Below are 16,329 nucleotides of genomic sequence, written 5' to 3'. Positions count from 1 at the left end.
TAGAGAGCAAAGACTCAAGAATGTGTCTTATTATTGTGTTTTCTAGAGAGTTTCTGAAAGATGCGATCGCCAGCTTTTTTTAACTTAGAGAAGAAGCGATAAGTCTTGCGCACAATATCTAGCAAAAAGTAGGGAATCTTCAGCCGTAATGGGGATAAGATGGGGCGATATAACAAATAGTATGCTTTTTTGAGGTTGTCCCATTTGGAACATTTATCTTCATGGAGAAAGTCGGAAATATCGACGACTAATCCCCTACCTTCATACATCATCACATTCCGCCCATGCACATCATGGGGATATAGTCCCTGCTTACGTGCATAGTCTAGGGCTTGGTCAATATCTATTATAACTTGCTTGGGGATACGCAGACCAAGTTGCATACAGTCATACAGGGTAACTCCATGTAACCGCTTCAAGATGAGAAAGCTGTCTGTAGCATATAGACATTCGGAGAAAGCCGGGTGAGAACCCAGACGACGGTATACTTCTACTTCTTCCTCAAAACCTGGCCGTCCCGGTGCGTAAATCTTTACTACCCAGCTTGGATAATCTGGATGGTAAACAACTGCGGCGTAATTTCCTGCTCCCACTTTTTGCCAAGGCTGGGGAAGATAGCTGATTTTTACTGGATCGTGGGGAGCTATGCTTTCAATCTGTAATTTGGGAATTAACTCTTGGTGAACAGTCTCTATCAGCTGATCTACGAGCGATCTATTCATACCCAGTCCCGTGATAGTAGTTCAACTGTCCGGGATTATACATTATATTCGCATTTTCATGTAGGGTTAAGAGCGATCGCAGTTGGTGAATGCATAATTATGATGTTTATCAATAGCCTCTGAGTCAGACTTAATATCGTCGCCTTAAGGACAAAAGTTTGTTGGTGAGTGCAATAATTGCGCCAGAGGACAAGCGATCGCATTTTGTCAGAGATAGAGCCTACCATATAGTTTGAACAGCATACTGTGTTATTTGCTGATCAATGGTCACAATGGGCAAATTCTCAACTTGACTTTGAGCAATTAAAATCCGATCAAATGGATCTCGGTGGATATTTGGTAAACTAGCAACTTGCAAAACATGACTCATTTCAATGGGTAAGTTTTCAAAGCGATTAATTGCCAAACGATTTGGAATATACTGTTCTACAGGTTCGGGTCAAGTCAGTTTCCCTAGCTTATTTTTGATAATAATCTCCCAGCTACTTACCACGCTCAAAAATAGGCTGTTACCTGAATCAGCAATCACATTACGAGCAGTGACAGATAACTGAGAGTCATCTGTCACCCACCAAATAAATGCATGGGTATCCAGTAAAGCTCTCATTACTAAACGAAGTTAGAATTTTCAAAATCACTCAAAATTTCTTCTGGTAAAGGCTCATTGAAATCTGGTGCTATAAACACTTTACCTTTATCTAAGCCAGGAATGCGAGGAGAACTAGTATTTGTGATTGCAACTAAACGTGCAACAGGTACACCCTGTTCAGCAATCACAACTTCTTCACCTAGCAATACCTGACTGAGAAGTTCTGCAAATTTGGTAGTTGCTTCAGCAGCATTGACAGTGATAGTCATTTGTTTTGGTAATTGTTAATTCCAAATATTTCTTACGATAACACTGTCTGCGTAGGCGATCGCATTTTGTCAAAGTTGGGGCGCTCGCATTTTTATGTAAAATTAAGAGCGATCGCTTTCACCTCAAGGCTTAATATTGTCTGAGTCATAAGCGATCGCGTCTGAGTGATAAGCGATCGCATCTGAGTCATAAGCGATCGCATCTGAGTCATAAGCGATCGCCTCTGAGTCATAAGCGATCGCATCTGAGTCATAAGCGATCGCCTCTGAGTCATAAGCGATCGCCTCTGAGTTGTCATCAATGGCCTCTGAGTCAGACTTAATATCGTCGCCTTAAGGACAAAAGTTTGTTGGTGAGTGCAATAATTGCGGCAGAGGACAAGGGAACTCCAAAAAATAATTTATCCCAAATTGTAGGGCTACGGTAACCCATTGGTGTCAACTTAAGTCAAAACGCTTATTCCACAGGCATTTTACCCCACCCCTCAATCCCCTCCCCGTAAACGGGGAGGGGACGTTTTGCGTCAGCAAAACTGGGGTGGGGTAGCGCGGATCTTGGTGGTACGTGATTTTGTATCAAATCACATCTTGGCAAGGGTTTCGCGTTAAGTTGACACGTATGGGGGTGACCCCGCCCCTACGAGTTACTGGCTTGGTAAACTGATGATTGGGATGTTTTTTTATATGGAAGTCCCCAAGCGATCGCATTTTCTCTGAGATAAAGCGATCGCGTACTGATTCTACCAAGCAATTTTATACTATTGTGGATTTTGCATGCTATGTAGGTTTACAGAGTGTATAGTAAATTCAGCGTAATTAGGCGGAAACCAAGGTATTAATTAGTTGATTTTGCTATGCCAAATGAGCTTTTACAAATTCTAGTGCCTGCATTTATTGGTGGCGCTTCTGGATATCTAATTAATCAATTGCCGCCACTGAGAACGTTTCGGGGTAGTAAGTTACTGGTAATTGCTATTGTAATTGAACTGGCGATTTTAGGAGCAATTTGGGCGTGGTTATTTGGTGATGTGGCTAAAACCTCTAATGTTAGAGGACTGGTGGAAAAGCTTGGTTTTGCTTTATTGGGAGCTTTTGTAGTTAATTTTCTGCAACTTATATTTGGGATTAGTTGGGGTAGACAATCTGCACAACCAACTTCTCCGCAGCCTGGTACAAATGCGGGAACTGTGGTGAAAGGGACAAGGATGAAAGGGAAAGGCAATAAAGCCAAAGTTAGCAAAGGAGATGTTTGGGTAGAAAATACTGAGATAGATGGTGAAAACCAGGAATTTTCTGTCACAGATGATGCTAATCCGCCTTCTTCGCCACCAAATAATCCTCCAAATCCATGATTATCGCCAATCGCACGCAGGAAGTTTTACGTTTTCACGAGATGGTGCAGGGAAGCTTTGCCAAACGGGTGCTACTAGTTGAAGCTAAATCTGGTTTTGGTAAAACTTGGTTACTGGCAAGGTTTAAGCATAGTCTGCCTACAAATACTTTATGTGTGCAAGTAGATCTCAAATCAGCGCAGCTAGGAATTCCCTACATTTTTTCTTCTGTACGTAAGCGTTTGGGAGAGGCAAGTTTTCCTCGCTTAAATGCTGCTGTTCAGCAATACTTGAGTTCGGGGGTGCAAGTCTCTGACACTACAATGATTGGCAAGGATAACCAATTGAGCGTAGTTTTGAGCAATGTTGATGAGAGTACACGTAATTTTCGCTTGACTGAATTACGAGAGGCATTTTTTGAAGACTTGCGGAAAATTTCCCAAACACTAGTTTTTTTGTTTGATTCTTACGAAAAAGCCCCCACCGAACTGGCAGACTGGTTAGGGGGTGAATTTTTAGCAGAAGTTGCTGATACACCTAAATTGATTGTAGTCATCGCTGGACAGCAGATTCCTCAACCGACAATTGAGTGGATGGATTTACATCATTGTTGTTGTTTAGAACCCATTTTGGAGTTGAATGCGTGGTATGACTACACCCAAAAAACTGGATTGCCCTTCAATGAAGATGAGGTAAGAATGGCGATGCAGATATTTAAAGGGCAACCTGCGGAAATTGTCAAAACTTTAGAAACGCTAGCGAGAGAACGGCAATGAATAATCCGTTATTGGAGAAGCTAGCCAAGGCACAAACAGATGAGGAACGTTCTTGGATTGTCACCGAGAGTTTACTTGCAACGCTTTCGCCTGAATTAGCTGCGGTAGCATGGGCGGCGGCAATTCCCCACTGGTTTAATGCAGAGATTTTAGCAGCACTGCGCCCAGAATTGCAAGCACAAGCATCTCAGCTTTATACAGAATTGCAAACTTTACCTTTTGTAGAAAAGTTTCCCGGACGAAGACATAATATTCACGATTTAACGCGACGGCTGATATTAAATCATCTATGGGATAAGCAGCGTCAGGAATTTATTACTCTATCAGAACGGGCAGTAGAGTATTTTAGTAGCAGCAACGAGCAACCAGAAACTCAAATTGAATGGCTTTATCACTTGGTTGTAGTTGACTCAGAGTGGAAAGGCAGTGAACTTTGGGATTTAGCCAGAAACTGGGTGAATAACTATCGTGTTGCTGAAATAGAATCGCTGATTACGGCATTGCTAGAACAGATTACAGCAGGGCGAGTGGCAAAACCTGCTCAAGCAGAAGTTTACTATTGGGCAGGTAGAGCAAAATTTAAATTTTATAAAGCAGCAGAAGCTTTAGAACGCTACGAAGCCGCCTTGGCATTCTACCGCGATATTGGCGCTCGCTTAGGGGAAGCTAATACATTAAGAGCCATCGGCGATGTTTTGCAGTTCCTTGACCGACGCACCGAAGCTTTAGAACGCTACGAAGCCGCCTTGGCATTCTACCGCGATATTGGCGCTCGCTTAGGGGAAGCTAATACATTAAAAGCCATCGGCAATGTTTTGCAGTTCCTCAAACGTAGCACCGAAGCTTTAGAACGCTACGAAGCCGCCTTGGCATTCTACCGCGATATTGGCGCTCGCTTAGGGGAAGCTAATACATTAAAAGCCATCGGCGATGTTTTACAGTTCCTTGACCGACGCACCGAAGCTTTAGAACGCTACGAAGCCGCCTTGGCATTCTACCGCGATATTGGCGCTCGCTTAGGGGAAGCTAATACATTAAAAGCCATCGGCGATGTTTTGCAGTTCCTTGACCGACGCACCGAAGCTTTAGAACGCTACGAAGCCGCCTTGGCATTCTACCGCGATATTGGCGCTCGCTTAGGGGAAGCTAATACATTAAAAGCCATCGGCGATGTTTTGCAGTTCCTTGACCGACGCACCGAAGCTTTAGAACGCTACGAAGCCGCCTTGGCATTCTACCGCGATATTGGCGATCGCTTAGGGGAAGCTAATACTTTACAAGCCATCGGCGATGTTTTGCGGTTCCTTGACCGACGCACCGAAGCTTTAGAACGCTACGAAGCCGCCTTGGCATTCTACCGCGATATTGGCGATCGCTTAGGGGAAGCTAATACATTAAAAGCCATCGGCGATGTTTTGCAGTTCCTCAAACGTAGTACCGAAGCTTTAGAACGCTACGAAGCCGCCTTGGCATTCTACCGCGATATTGGCGATCGCTTAGGGGAAGCTAATACTTTAAAAGCCATCGGCGATGTTTTGCAGTTCCTTGACCGACGCACCGAAGCTTTAGAACGCTACGAAGCCGCCTTGGCATTCTACCGCGATATTGGCGCTCGCTTAGGGGAAGCTAATACTTTACAAGCCATCGGCATTTTGCAAGAAAATTTAACTTTGGGTTTAGAGTATTGTCGGCAAGCGTTAGAACTTTATACTCAAATTAGTGACAAGTATAGCCAAAGTAGGAATTTGATTTACTTCACATCTAAAATTCTCTTACAACTAGGACAGGAAAAAGAAGCCGTAGATGCGCTGAATCGTGCTATTGAACTTGCTAGAGAGATTCCCTATCAAAGCTTTATAGATGATGCTTTAGCTAAACTCAGAGAAATTCAAGCTCAAGAACTGACACAATAGGGCAAAAGCCACAAATTCAGCAATTTACTTTTCCACCATTTGTTTCTTCTGCTGCTGCGGTACAAATATCCCGTGTCGCGGACTAAATAATAATGCTAAAACAAATAACCCCGATACGACTAAAACGATCGCGGGGCCTGATGGTAAATTATAAAAGTAACTGAGGTACATACCGCTAATACTGGAAATTACGCCGATAACTGCACCCAAAATCATGACTTGGTTGAGGCGTTTGACTAATAAATAAGCTGTCGCACCGGGGGTAATTAATAGTGAGAGTACGAGAATCACACCTACAGCTTTCATGCTGGCGACTATTGTTAAGGCAATCAGCAGCATTAAGCCAAAGTTGAGGCGATTAACTGGTAAACCTGCGGCTTGTGCCCCTAAGGGGTCAAAGGTGTAAAATAACAGTTCTTTGTAGAGTAAAACTACTACTATCAACACAACCGCCGCAATAATGGCGGTGTCTCGCACTTCGTCGATAGTAACGCCGAGAATATTGCCGAACAGAAAGTGATTTAGGTCGATTTTGTTATCTTTTTGAATAACTGTAATTAAAGTTATCCCCAAGGCGAAGAAGGCAGAGAAAACTATCCCCATTGCGGCATCTTCTTTAATTGGCGATCGCGTTCTAATGACTGCGATCGCCATTGTACTCAGAACGCCGGCAATAAATGCGCCAACAAATATATTACCTCCCACCATAAAGGCGATCGCTAGTCCAGGCAAAACTGAGTGACTGATGGCATCCCCCAGCAGTGCCAATCGTTGTACCATCAAGTAGCTACCAACGACGGCACACAACAACCCGACTAAAATCGCAATCACAAGCGATCGCTGCATAAAGCCATATTGCAATGGCTCAATTAATGATTGAATTGTCATTTGTCCTTTGTCCTTTGTCATTTGTCATTTGTCATTTGTTCTTTGTCTGATAACTAATGACTAATGACTAATGACTAATCACAATTTAAGCTGCATCAGAAAAGTACATAACTTTCCCACCATAAGCACGGTTTAAGTTTTCTTCGGTGAGTACTTCTTGCCGTGAACCTGTGGCAATTAATTCTCGGTTTAATAATATTAAATCATCAAAATGAGTAATAGATTCGCCTAAGTCGTGGTTGACTACTAAGACGATTTTGCCTGCGGTTGCGAGTTCTTGGAAGACTTCAAAAACTATTGTCTGAGTCTTCTGATCGATACCTACTAATGGTTCATCAAAACAGAATATCTCTGCTTGCTGAGTTAAAGCACGGGCTAAAAATACCCGCTGCTGTTGTCCTCCCGAAAGTTCTCCGATAGGGCGATCGCAATAATCCTTCATCCCCACTCTTTCTAAGGCATTATTTGCTACCTGGCGGCTCACCGCAGAAAAGCTCCGCAACCACCCTGTCTTTTTTACCCTTCCCATCATGACTACATCCCAAACTGTAGCGGGGTAAGTCCAATCAATTTGGCTACGTTGGGGTACATAGGCAACTTTCTCTAGTTGCTGCATTAATGGCTTGCCTTGGTATAAGGCATTACCGCTACTTTTAGGAACTAAGCCCAACATGGCTTTCATTAAAGTACTTTTACCTGCACCATTAGGGCCAAAAATACCCGTGAGTTTACCTGGTTCAATCAAGCAGTTAACGTCTCGCAATGCTTCTTGCGTGCGGTAGTGTACCCCTAGATGGGCGATGCTAATTCCTGCTGTAGATTTCATGCCATGAGTTTGGATAACTTGTGCAGATTTTTCCGCGATATTTCTGTGAAATTTATTAATCTTAGTGTAAAAAGAGACATTTATCATAGTTGTGCTTTTATATTTCATTTCTTGAGCTTACTATAAAAATGAGAGAAATATGAAAAAATCTATAGACAGAAGTAATGTTGTAGATAAATGAAACTAATACTTAGGATAGATATGGGCATGGGGCAAGAGGTAAAAGTCAAAAGTCAAAAGTCAAAAGTCAAAAGTCAAGAGTTAAAAGTCAATATTTCTTCCTTGTCCCCCTTGTCCCTCCGAAGTTCTGATCGGAGGAAGCCTCGCAAGAGACTTCTCTCCTTGTCCCCCTCGTCCCCCTTGTCCCTTGTCCCCTTTTCCCCTTTTCCCCAATTCAAGAATATTGTTTCGCAGATATGCCTGGGAATACTTCTGCCTGTGGCTTTATTCGGTTGTAGTCAGGCGAATGAAGGTAATAATTCCCAAAGTGATGGTAAACCGCAAGTTGTGGCAACTAGCACAATTATTGCTGATTTAACCCAAGAGATTGGCGGCGATGAAATTCAGGTAACCGGAATTCTCAAACCCGGTGCTGATCCTCATGTTTATGAACCAGTACCAGCAGATAGCCGGGTGATGGAAAAAGCTAAATTGATTTTGTATAACGGCTACAACCTAGAACCGGGATTGATTAAGTTAATGAATGCTGCGGGTGGACAGGTGAAGCGGTTAGCGGTGGGAGAAGTTGTCAAACCGTTGCAGTTAGATAAAGGTAAAGGCGAAATAGTACCCGATCCTCACGTTTGGGGTAGCGCAGAAAATGCGATCGCAATGGTAAATGCAATTCGCGATGGTTTAATTGAGCTATCACCAGAAGATAAAACGAAATTTACGGAGAATGCAACCCAGCTTACCAAGGAATTAAAGCAGTTGCATAGCTGGATTAATCAGCAAATCCAAACGATTCCCGCTCCTGGGCGCAAACTCGTCACTACCCATGATGCCTTTCAATATTATGGACAAGCTTATAAAATAGCGATCGCTGGTACATTAATTGGTATCAGTACCGAAGAACAACCCAGCGCCCAAACAGTCCAGCGATTGGTAGAATCGATTAAAAAAATCCGTGTAGATGCAATTTTTGCGGAAACAACAATCAACCCCGCTTTAATCAAGACTGTAGCCCAAGAAGCTGGAGTGAAACTAGCCCCAAATCAACTGTACTCTGACTCCATTGGCGCTAAGGGGAGTGAAGGCGATACCTATATCAAAATGATGGAAGCGAATACCCGCACCATAGTTGAAGCACTGGGCGGTAAATATACACCCTTTGCATTGAAGAAGTGAATTAAGAATTGTGGAAGCAGTTAGCGCAAATGCGAATCGCATTTGTAATCTTCGCAAATGCTTGCTTTGCTATCAACCTACCCGTTGATGGCATCACTATCACGCATCATCTGTTTGTCCACAGCTGAGTAGCGTAAACCCGTTCGCTCCCAGATCCAGTCCTGTAAAATTGGATTGACTAATTCCGGTGCTTCATCTTGAGGGCAATGTCCTACGCCTTCCAAAGGAATAAATTTTTGTATTTGGGGGTAATCAGCTAACTCTCTACCTAAATCCACTGGTTCCCAGGGATCGTCTGTTCCCCAAATCATAATTGCTGGACAAGGTAGGACAGGGATCAGGTCTTCTGGTAAGGGGCCTGTAGAATAACTGGTAAAAGCAAGAAACACAGCTACCGCACCCGGATCTTTAGCTGGCGCAGTTAAAATATCTACTAACTCGTCTGTGACTGCTTCAGATTTAGCGTAAGCTTGTAGCAGAATCTTCCTGACTGTTTTTGGTTTGGCAACTTGATTGAAAAAGAACTTGCCAATTGGTTTGATAGATAATAGACTCTGAAGCAAGGGTGCGCCAACACGACGAGACCAAGGTAAAGTTGCTCGTTTGCGATCGTGTAATAGCCTTAAAGAACAGTTAAGCAGTGCCACTCCTAAAGCAATCTCTGGATTGCTAACTGCCGCTTGCATCGCCACAATGCAGCCAATAGAATTTCCTACCAAAAATGCTGGTTCACCTACCACTTCACGGCAGAAATCTGCTACTTGCTGCCCCCACATCTCCAGTGTATAGGTAATTTTTTGACCAGGTTCAGGTTTGGCTGAACCACCAAAGCCAATCAAATCCAGAGCATAAACACGACAATTTTCTGCTAACACAGGGATATTTTGCCGCCAGTGCCACCATGATGCCCCAAAGCCATGTACTAGAACCACTGCTGGCCCAGCACTTCCTTGGGTTTGGTAGCAGATAGAGAAACCTTGCCAGATCCAAGTTTTTGTAGCGGTAAATGTGGTTTTAGAAATCGTCATGGTAGTTGATGAGATGGTAATTTATTCGACAAAACACCGATATTACGTCATATTTCTCAATCTTACTGATTCTTATCTAGACCAATACTAAACTGTGTCGCATTTAAATTGTATATTGACTCATTAGAATCGTCCTGTTTCATTGGAAATCGGCAGGAAACTCCGTATCTTTGAGGGTGGAGGGGCAGGGAAGGGGCACAAGGAGAGAAGTCTCTTGCGAGGCTTCCTCCGTAGACGCGGAGCGGCTTGCCGCAGGCATCAGAACTTCTCCCAAGGGGAGACGCTGCGCGAACGGAGAGATGAGGGAGTTTTCTTCCCCATCTCTCCTCTACCTCCATCTCTTCCCCATGCCCCATGCCCCATGCCCCATGCCCAATACCTGATTTTCTATCCTGGGTAAAACAAGGAACAATTGACAAATGACCAATGACCATCTTCATGAAAAAATGTCTAATTTAGAAGCGGATTAGTAGATCCATTGATAGTAGAGACAATTATGCTGTTTTGCACCACTGAAAATTAACGTTTTCAAGTTGACAAAAGTTAACCAAGGCAACTTGGTATTGCTTAATGGTTACCGACTCGTTTAGGTTGGTAATCGTGCTGATGCAATACAGCAAATTATCTGTATGGCATTAGCTACAGTACAAATTAAAATTTGTATTTTTAAGCAATCCACTAAATTATTTAGTAAATCTCATAAATTAACTCATAATTAAGTTTTAGTGAAGAAATTATTAATATTCATGACTAGGGATAATGTCTTGCTACCATGATTTACAGAGATTATACTTACAGCTTGGATTTTTAACCATCGCTCCTAGTCTCCGCTCACTACCTTGTTGTATTAACTGCGTAAAAATTTCAATATTATCAGGTACAACTTCATGGAATTAATATCAGTAGCAAATTCAGTAGTTTCACAATTTACGCTACTTAAATTAATCCCTAAAATTATTAACTATTAAGCATCTGCCAAGGAGTAGTTTGCAACTAGGAAAGTGACGCTGAATTTGTCGAATTTTTTTTGTTGCTAGTTTCTCCTTTCCCCAAACACATGACTACATTAGAATCTATAGATACTCCTGTAGGGTGCTATGCACCAGACTTTGAACTGCCTGGAATAGATAACCAAGTACACCATCTCAGCCGTTATCTGAAAAAGTTCCGTGCAGTTGCTGTGATTTCAATGTCCAACCACTGTCCTTATGTAACCTTATATTTAGACAGACTCAAAAAAATTCAAGCAGAATTTGCCAAAATGGGTTTTACACTGATTGGCATGAATTGCTGTGGAGCTATTGGACATCCAAGAGAAAGCTTTGAAGACATGAAAATTTTTGCTGAGTCTCATCAGTTGAACTTTCCTTATTTATGGGACCCAACCCAAGATGTGACTCGCAGCTTTGGCGCTTGTAAAACACCAATGGCTTTCTTAATCGATAATACTGGTATTGTAAGCTACAAAGGGCAGATAGATGACCATCCCCAAAACCCCTTTGCTGTAGGAGAAGATTATTTAAAAAATGCGATCGCGGCGCTGCTAAAAGGCCATAAAATATATACACCAGAAACTGAAGCAATAGGCAGTTCATTAATCTGGCATAACTAGACACAAAGAGCCATTGTACTGTTATCTTAAATTGGAGGCAATTGCAACTTTTTCGATAAAGCGTAACTTCATGGGAACGAATTACCGACGGGTTTTACTTAAACTGAGCGGTGAAGCTTTGATGGGCAACATGGGCTATGGTATTGATCCAGAAGTGGTCAAAGAAATAGCACAAGAAGTGGGAGAAGTGGTAGCCACTGGCGTTCAAATCGCGATCGTCGTTGGCGGCGGCAATATTTTTCGTGGTGTCAAAGCGGCATCGGCGGGTATGGACCGCGCAACCGCTGACTACATCGGGATGATTGCCACGGTAATGAACGCCATGACGCTGCAAGATTCACTAGAACGAATAGGGGTACAGACGCGAGTGCAAACCGCGATCGCTATGCAAGAATTAGCGGAACCTTATATTCGTCGTCGTGCCATCCGTCATCTTGAGAAGGGGCGGGTGGTAATTTTTGGCGCTGGTTCAGGTAATCCTTTTTTTACCACTGATACCACTGCGGCATTAAGAGCAGCAGAAATCGATGCCGAAGTGATTTTTAAAGCCACCAAGGTAGACGGAGTCTACGATGCCGATCCCCATGTCTATCCTGATGCCAAGCGTTACACCAGCCTCACGTATGCCCATGTTTTGGCTAAAGATTTACGGGTAATGGATACTACGGCGATTGCTTTGTGTAAAGAAAATAACATCCCAATTCTTGTCTTTGACTTAACGGTGCGAGGTAATATCCACCGAGCAGTCATGGGAGAATCCATCGGCACCCTTGTGGGAGGTTCTTGTGAAATTAGCTGAAGCTGAGAGTAAAATGCAACATACTGTTGAGGCAACTCAACGAGCATTTAACACGATTCGTACTGGTCGAGCCAATGCGAGTCTACTAGATAAAGTATTGGTGGAATATTACGGTACGCCTACGTCTTTAAAATCACTGGCAAATATTAGCACACCTGATGCCTCAACCATTCTGATTCAACCTTACGATCGCAGTAGCTTGAACATTGTGGAAAAGGCAATTTCCTTGTCAGATGTGGGTTTAACCCCTAGCAATGATGGTTCTGTAATTCGGTTGAATATCCCGCCTTTAACAAGCGATCGCCGTAAAGAACTTGTCAAAATTGCTGCTAAATATGCCGAAGAAGGCCGTGTGGGAATTCGTAACATCCGCCGCGATGCAGTAGACTCCATTCGCAAACAGGAAAAAAACACGGAAATTTCCGAAGATGAATCCCGCGATCTACAAGACAAATTGCAAAAATTAACTAATAAATACACTGCCAGAATTGATGAATTATTGGCAGAAAAAGAAAAAGACATTACCACTGTCTAAGTTAAGGGACTAGAGTCTAGGGGCTAGGGGCTAGGGGCTAGAAAAAATAACTGATGACCATTGACTCTTGACCATTGACTCTTGACTCTAGTCAAATTTTTAAACCTGAAACCACAGATATTCATCGCTAGCCATCGGTGTTTGTCTGTGGTTTCACGTAATAAGCTAGAATTTTGTATGCGCCCTGAACAAAGACTTTGTGTGGGCTAAGTGAGGAGCAAAAATTCAACCATATGTACGACTGTATTATCGTTGGAGCTGGGCCATCTGGTGGAACCGCTGCATATCATTTGGCCAAGCAGGGTCGCTCAGTATTAGTTTTAGAAAAAGAATCTCTACCTAGATATAAACCCTGTGGTGGTGGAGTGTCACCTGCGATCGCCCAATGGTTTGACTTTGATTTTAGCCCAGCAATTTCTGTAAAGGTAGACTCTCTGCGCTTTACCTGGAACTTAGAAGAAGCAATAGAGGCGAAAATCGGTGTTAAAGAACCGATTTGGATGGTGCGGCGCGATGTTTTTGACCATTTCCTAGTCCAACAAGCAAAGAAACAAGGAGCGACACTACAAGATAATACAGAAGTAACGGGGATTGAGTTTAAAGGAGATTCTTGGCAGGTGAATACAGCCAATCGCCCTGTTACAGGTCGCTACTTAATCGCAGCTGATGGCGCTAAAGGGCCGATGGCTAAATGGCTAGGCTTTAAAGACCGTAAACGCCACTTAGCAGGCGCTTTAGAAGCAGAAGTTCCCGCCAATGTAGAAAACAAATCTTTGGCTCATTTTGAATTTGGCTTAGTCAAAAATGGCTACATTTGGAATTTCCCTAAAGCTGAAGGGTATTCCATTGGTGTCGGGACGTTTATTGGTGGCACACCCCAAGACTTCAAGAAAATTTTAGATGAATACGCCCAATCCTTTAATGTAGATGTCAAAATTTGCCAGCAATATGGTCATCCCATTTCCTTGTGGAATGGAAATCAAAAGCTACACACCCAAAATGCTGTTTTGGCTGGAGAAGCGGCTTGTGTAGTTGATCCCATGACAGCAGAAGGTATTCGCCCTTCGATTTTTAGCGGGTTGCTAGCAGCAAATGCTATTAACCAGGCGCTTGCAGGCGATATCAACGCTGTAGAAGAATATACCAATGCCATTAACGAACAATGGGGAACGGATATGGCTTGGGCGCAAAAATTAGCTAATGCATTTTATCGCTTTCCGAAAATGGGCTACAACGTTGGTGCCAAGGTTCCTTCTGGTGCCCAATTTATGGGTAAAATTTTCTGTGGCGAACTGCGCTATGGTGATGTGGTTAATCGTGCCCTCAAGCGATTAATTCCTGGTTTTGGGAGGTGAATTAATTATGGTTGATGTTGACGCTTGACGGTTGACTGTTGTGGCGATCAAACCAATCCTGAACGCAGGGCGACAACTGCTGCCTGCACGCGATCGTCTACTGCTAATTTATTCATAATCCCCCGGACGTGAGTTTTCACAGTATTGGGGCTGAGATAAAGTTTTTCGGCAATCTCTGGGTTACTTAAACCGTCTACCATTAGTTTCAATACTTCCAACTCACGAGCCGAAAGATTAGCGGTGTTTCCCTTGGCGGTGGGGGGGCGGAGATTTTCAATTACTCGTCGCGCAATTTGGGGATCAAGATAAGTTGCGCCATCAACTGCGGCGGCGATCGCACTTAAAAGCCTCTCGACACTAGCACCTTTGATACAATAGGCATCTGCACCGCTAGATAAGGCGGCAATGATTTCTGTCTCCGTTTGGTGAGATGTCAGCATCACTACATGAGTGTCTGGTAATGCGGCTTTAATTTGCTGTGTCGCCGCAATTCCATCGAGTCGTGGTAACCCGATATCCATCACTACCAAGTCCGGTTTTAGTTGCAGTGCTGCTTGCACACCTAAATAGCCATCTTCTGCTTGTCCGACAATTTCCAACTGGGAATGAACCATTAAGGATTGTTCAAGTCCCAGTTGCATCATCGGATCGTCTTCAACAATTAAAACCCGCAATGGCGGTGCATCTGTTGGCAGATTTAAGAAGGAGCTAGTATCTGGAGACATTCTCATCGATAGTAGTTAACAATTAAGAGTCATTAGTCAGTTGTCCTTTGTCCTTTGTTTTTTGACTAATGACCAATGACCAATGACCAATGACTAACTTTACTATTCTTCCACGCGATATCCTAACTCTGCTAAACTAACGCGAGACTGACGCCATTTTGGTTGAACTTTGACGAATAATTCGAGGTAGACTTTGCCGGAAATCAACTTTTGAATTTGTTCGCGAGCTTCACTACCAATGGCTTTGAGCATTGAGCCACCTTTGCCAATGAGAATTCCTTTTTGGGAATCTCGCTCAACGTTGATGGTGGCGAGTACGCGGGTAATACTTGGGGTTTCTTCTACTAGATCAATGGCGATCGCTACTGAATGGGGAACTTCTTCGCGCGTTAACAGCAAAATCTGTTCGCGAATCAATTCGCCCATAATAAACCGTTCTGGCTGGTCGGTTACCAAGTCCGGCGGATAGTAAAAGGGGCCGTTCTCTAAATGTTCAATTAATACGTCTTGCAATTCTGGCAATCCCACACCAGTCTTGGCAGAAAATTTCACCGTTTGCCATTGGTAAGACTCAGCTAAGTGTGTGTAACTATCATCTATCGACTGGGCATCTGTGGGTTGTTGATCGATTTTGTTCACTCCCAAAATTACTGGTGTCTGACTGCGACTGAGCAACTCAGCAATAAAGCGATCGCCTGCTCCACAAGCTACTGTTCCATCTACCACAAATAACACTACATCCACTGACTCTATGGCAATTTTGGCATTTTGCACCAGTACTTCTCCCAATTGATGATGGGGTTTATGAATTCCTGGTGTATCTACAAAAATTAGCTGCGCTTGTGGTGTAGTTAAAATCCCTCTTAACCGATTACGTGTAGTCTGTGCTACTGGAGATGTAATAGCAACTTTTTGTCCTACTAATTGATTCATTAAAGTAGATTTACCGACATTAGGGCGACCAATAATGCCGATGAAACCAGACTTAAATTCAGGAGGAGCCTGGGGAATCGATACTTCTCCTGAAAAAGAGAAGATGTGATTATCAATACTTGTCACCTTTAGCTCCACCGTCATATTTTATAGTTGGGATAAGTTGTTTGTTTTGCTAGACGAGTAATAATCATAAGATCACCCTGGCATTTTCTGGGGATTGCCTCTGCTTAAGTTTAATCTACTACTAAATATATTGTGTTCCAATCTTAAAAAAGACATAAGAGCATTCCCAAGACGGGAATTTTTCTCTCTTATTGGGTATTGATCTAATGATAACACTGTGCAGCAATTGTCTGGCATTGTGCTACTCATAGCTATAAATGGCAAGCCCTTGTAATTTGTCAAGGCAATATCGATACATTGCTATGATCGCAAACAAAAATATTATCGGCAGCTAATCTATGTTAAGAAAAATTAATCATATAACCATCCGAGTTGATGCGGATAAATTACTTGGGGAGGGAAGAAGGTTGAATAAAAAAGGCTTTTTGAGGTTTATCTAGCTGTGGAAAAATTAAATAAGAGTTGTATAGAAATCCTCTTAGATTTTAAATTATATTTTTCAATACTTATTTGTAGTCAGGACTTTAGTCCGGTATTTTTAAAGCGAAGTGCTGA

General features: G+C 42.9%; 16 protein-coding genes and 1 pseudogene. 8 read left to right on the top strand and 9 right to left on the bottom strand.

Annotated features, from left to right (window positions below; all coding sequences use genetic code 11):
* Window positions 1-14: 14 nt before the first annotated feature.
* The 4 genes and pseudogenes from AACU32_RS32930 to AACU32_RS32910 all read right to left on the bottom strand — a co-directional run bounded on the left by AACU32_RS32930 (window position 15) and on the right by AACU32_RS32910 (window position 1,879).
* Window positions 15-722, bottom strand: coding sequence for a serine/threonine protein kinase (locus AACU32_RS32930; RefSeq protein WP_096606129.1), 708 nt, complete (start codon window positions 720-722; stop codon window positions 15-17).
* A 220-nt stretch (window positions 723-942) separates the two neighbouring features.
* Window positions 943-1,329: pseudogene (locus tag AACU32_RS40820) on the bottom strand (type II toxin-antitoxin system VapC family toxin).
* A gap of 2 nt (window positions 1,330-1,331) precedes the next feature.
* Complete coding sequence (locus tag AACU32_RS32915; protein WP_096606127.1) at window positions 1,332-1,580, bottom strand: type II toxin-antitoxin system Phd/YefM family antitoxin; 249 nt, start codon at window positions 1,578-1,580, stop codon at window positions 1,332-1,334.
* A gap of 92 nt (window positions 1,581-1,672) precedes the next feature.
* Complete coding sequence (locus AACU32_RS32910) at window positions 1,673-1,879, bottom strand: hypothetical protein (protein WP_339378481.1); 207 nt, start codon at window positions 1,877-1,879, stop codon at window positions 1,673-1,675.
* 555 nt (window positions 1,880-2,434) lie between these two features.
* Between AACU32_RS32910 and AACU32_RS32905 the strand changes: the two genes are divergently transcribed.
* From AACU32_RS32905 to AACU32_RS32895, 3 genes are read left to right on the top strand one after another with little or no spacing between them, the layout of a single operon-like run.
* Window positions 2,435-2,932, top strand: a complete 498-nt coding sequence (locus AACU32_RS32905) for a hypothetical protein (protein ID WP_096606125.1) — start codon at window positions 2,435-2,437, stop codon at window positions 2,930-2,932.
* Window positions 2,929-3,687: a hypothetical protein gene (locus AACU32_RS32900; RefSeq protein ID WP_096606123.1), complete on the top strand. Its 759-nt coding sequence runs from the start codon at window positions 2,929-2,931 to the stop codon at window positions 3,685-3,687. Before AACU32_RS32905 ends, AACU32_RS32900 begins: the two co-directional genes overlap by 4 nt.
* Complete coding sequence (locus AACU32_RS32895; RefSeq protein ID WP_096606121.1) at window positions 3,684-5,600, top strand: tetratricopeptide repeat protein; 1,917 nt, start codon at window positions 3,684-3,686, stop codon at window positions 5,598-5,600. The genes AACU32_RS32900 and AACU32_RS32895 overlap by 4 nt, the downstream gene beginning before the upstream one ends.
* 24 nt (window positions 5,601-5,624) lie before the next feature.
* Here AACU32_RS32895 and AACU32_RS32890 read toward each other — a convergent pair whose 3' ends face one another.
* Complete coding sequence (locus AACU32_RS32890; protein ID WP_339378480.1) at window positions 5,625-6,509, bottom strand: metal ABC transporter permease; 885 nt, start codon at window positions 6,507-6,509, stop codon at window positions 5,625-5,627.
* Window positions 6,510-6,573: 64 nt separating this feature from the next.
* Window positions 6,574-7,314, bottom strand: a complete 741-nt coding sequence (locus tag AACU32_RS32885) for a metal ABC transporter ATP-binding protein (protein ID WP_445223241.1) — start codon at window positions 7,312-7,314, stop codon at window positions 6,574-6,576.
* 432 nt (window positions 7,315-7,746) lie between these two features.
* Between AACU32_RS32885 and AACU32_RS32880 the strand changes: the two genes are divergently transcribed.
* Window positions 7,747-8,661 (top strand): metal ABC transporter substrate-binding protein, encoded by a 915-nt coding sequence (locus tag AACU32_RS32880; protein WP_445223240.1) that lies wholly within the window; start codon window positions 7,747-7,749, stop codon window positions 8,659-8,661.
* A gap of 77 nt (window positions 8,662-8,738) precedes the next feature.
* Here the strand turns inward: AACU32_RS32880 and AACU32_RS32875 are convergent, their stop codons facing one another.
* Window positions 8,739-9,689 (bottom strand): alpha/beta fold hydrolase, encoded by a 951-nt coding sequence (locus AACU32_RS32875; protein ID WP_096606117.1) that lies wholly within the window; start codon window positions 9,687-9,689, stop codon window positions 8,739-8,741.
* Window positions 9,690-10,746: 1,057 nt separating this feature from the next.
* Between AACU32_RS32875 and AACU32_RS32870 the strand changes: the two genes are divergently transcribed.
* The 4 genes from AACU32_RS32870 (at window position 10,747) to AACU32_RS32855 (ending at window position 13,990) form a co-directional block, all read left to right on the top strand.
* The gene (locus AACU32_RS32870) at window positions 10,747-11,301 is read left to right on the top strand and encodes a thioredoxin family protein (RefSeq protein ID WP_096606113.1); all 555 of its coding nucleotides are present in this window, start codon (window positions 10,747-10,749) and stop codon (window positions 11,299-11,301) included.
* A gap of 70 nt (window positions 11,302-11,371) precedes the next feature.
* Window positions 11,372-12,100 (top strand): UMP kinase, encoded by a 729-nt coding sequence (gene pyrH / locus AACU32_RS32865; RefSeq protein WP_096592715.1) that lies wholly within the window; start codon window positions 11,372-11,374, stop codon window positions 12,098-12,100.
* Complete coding sequence (gene frr, locus AACU32_RS32860) at window positions 12,087-12,635, top strand: ribosome recycling factor (RefSeq protein WP_096606111.1); 549 nt, start codon at window positions 12,087-12,089, stop codon at window positions 12,633-12,635. Before pyrH ends, frr begins: the two co-directional genes overlap by 14 nt.
* Window positions 12,636-12,868: 233 nt before the next feature.
* Entirely contained in the window at window positions 12,869-13,990 is a 1,122-nt protein-coding gene (locus AACU32_RS32855; RefSeq protein WP_096606109.1) for a geranylgeranyl reductase family protein, read from the top strand.
* Window positions 13,991-14,037: 47 nt separating this feature from the next.
* Here AACU32_RS32855 and AACU32_RS32850 read toward each other — a convergent pair whose 3' ends face one another.
* Window positions 14,038-14,715 carry a response regulator gene (locus tag AACU32_RS32850; RefSeq protein WP_096606107.1) on the bottom strand — a complete coding sequence of 226 codons (678 nt, stop codon included), beginning with the start codon at window positions 14,713-14,715 and terminating at the stop codon, window positions 14,038-14,040.
* A 102-nt stretch (window positions 14,716-14,817) separates the two neighbouring features.
* Window positions 14,818-15,792 (bottom strand): GTPase Era, encoded by a 975-nt coding sequence (era, locus tag AACU32_RS32845; protein ID WP_096606105.1) that lies wholly within the window; start codon window positions 15,790-15,792, stop codon window positions 14,818-14,820.
* Window positions 15,793-16,329: the final 537 nt, after the last annotated feature.

This window comes from Calothrix sp. NIES-2100 (assembly GCF_963875285.1).
Taxonomy (GTDB): Bacteria; Cyanobacteriota; Cyanobacteriia; order Cyanobacteriales; family Nostocaceae; genus Aulosira.
The sequence above is the reverse complement of the archived record's forward strand: the minus strand, read 5'-3'. Positions and strand labels throughout refer to the sequence as shown.

Excerpts from the sequence above, each read along its gene's own strand:
- AACU32_RS32930 (WP_096606129.1), bottom strand. The coding sequence starts at position 722 with ATGAATAGATCGCTCGTAGATCAGCTGATAGAGACTGTTCACCAAGAG.
- AACU32_RS32915 (WP_096606127.1), bottom strand. The coding sequence starts at position 1,580 with ATGACTATCACTGTCAATGCTGCTGAAGCAACTACCAAATTTGCAGAA.
- AACU32_RS32910 (WP_339378481.1), bottom strand. The coding sequence starts at position 1,879 with ATGACAACTCAGAGGCGATCGCTTATGACTCAGAGGCGATCGCTTATG.
- AACU32_RS32905 (WP_096606125.1), top strand. The coding sequence starts at position 2,435 with ATGCCAAATGAGCTTTTACAAATTCTAGTGCCTGCATTTATTGGTGGC.
- AACU32_RS32900 (WP_096606123.1), top strand. The coding sequence starts at position 2,929 with ATGATTATCGCCAATCGCACGCAGGAAGTTTTACGTTTTCACGAGATG.
- AACU32_RS32895 (WP_096606121.1), top strand. The coding sequence starts at position 3,684 with ATGAATAATCCGTTATTGGAGAAGCTAGCCAAGGCACAAACAGATGAG.
- AACU32_RS32890 (WP_339378480.1), bottom strand. The coding sequence starts at position 6,509 with ATGACAAAGGACAAAGGACAAATGACAATTCAATCATTAATTGAGCCA.
- AACU32_RS32885 (WP_445223241.1), bottom strand. The coding sequence starts at position 7,314 with ATGAAATCTACAGCAGGAATTAGCATCGCCCATCTAGGGGTACACTAC.
- AACU32_RS32875 (WP_096606117.1), bottom strand. The coding sequence starts at position 9,689 with ATGACGATTTCTAAAACCACATTTACCGCTACAAAAACTTGGATCTGG.
- AACU32_RS32870 (WP_096606113.1), top strand. The coding sequence starts at position 10,747 with ATGACTACATTAGAATCTATAGATACTCCTGTAGGGTGCTATGCACCA.
- pyrH (WP_096592715.1), top strand. The coding sequence starts at position 11,372 with ATGGGAACGAATTACCGACGGGTTTTACTTAAACTGAGCGGTGAAGCT.
- AACU32_RS32855 (WP_096606109.1), top strand. The coding sequence starts at position 12,869 with ATGTACGACTGTATTATCGTTGGAGCTGGGCCATCTGGTGGAACCGCT.
- AACU32_RS32850 (WP_096606107.1), bottom strand. The coding sequence starts at position 14,715 with ATGTCTCCAGATACTAGCTCCTTCTTAAATCTGCCAACAGATGCACCG.
- era (WP_096606105.1), bottom strand. The coding sequence starts at position 15,792 with ATGACGGTGGAGCTAAAGGTGACAAGTATTGATAATCACATCTTCTCT.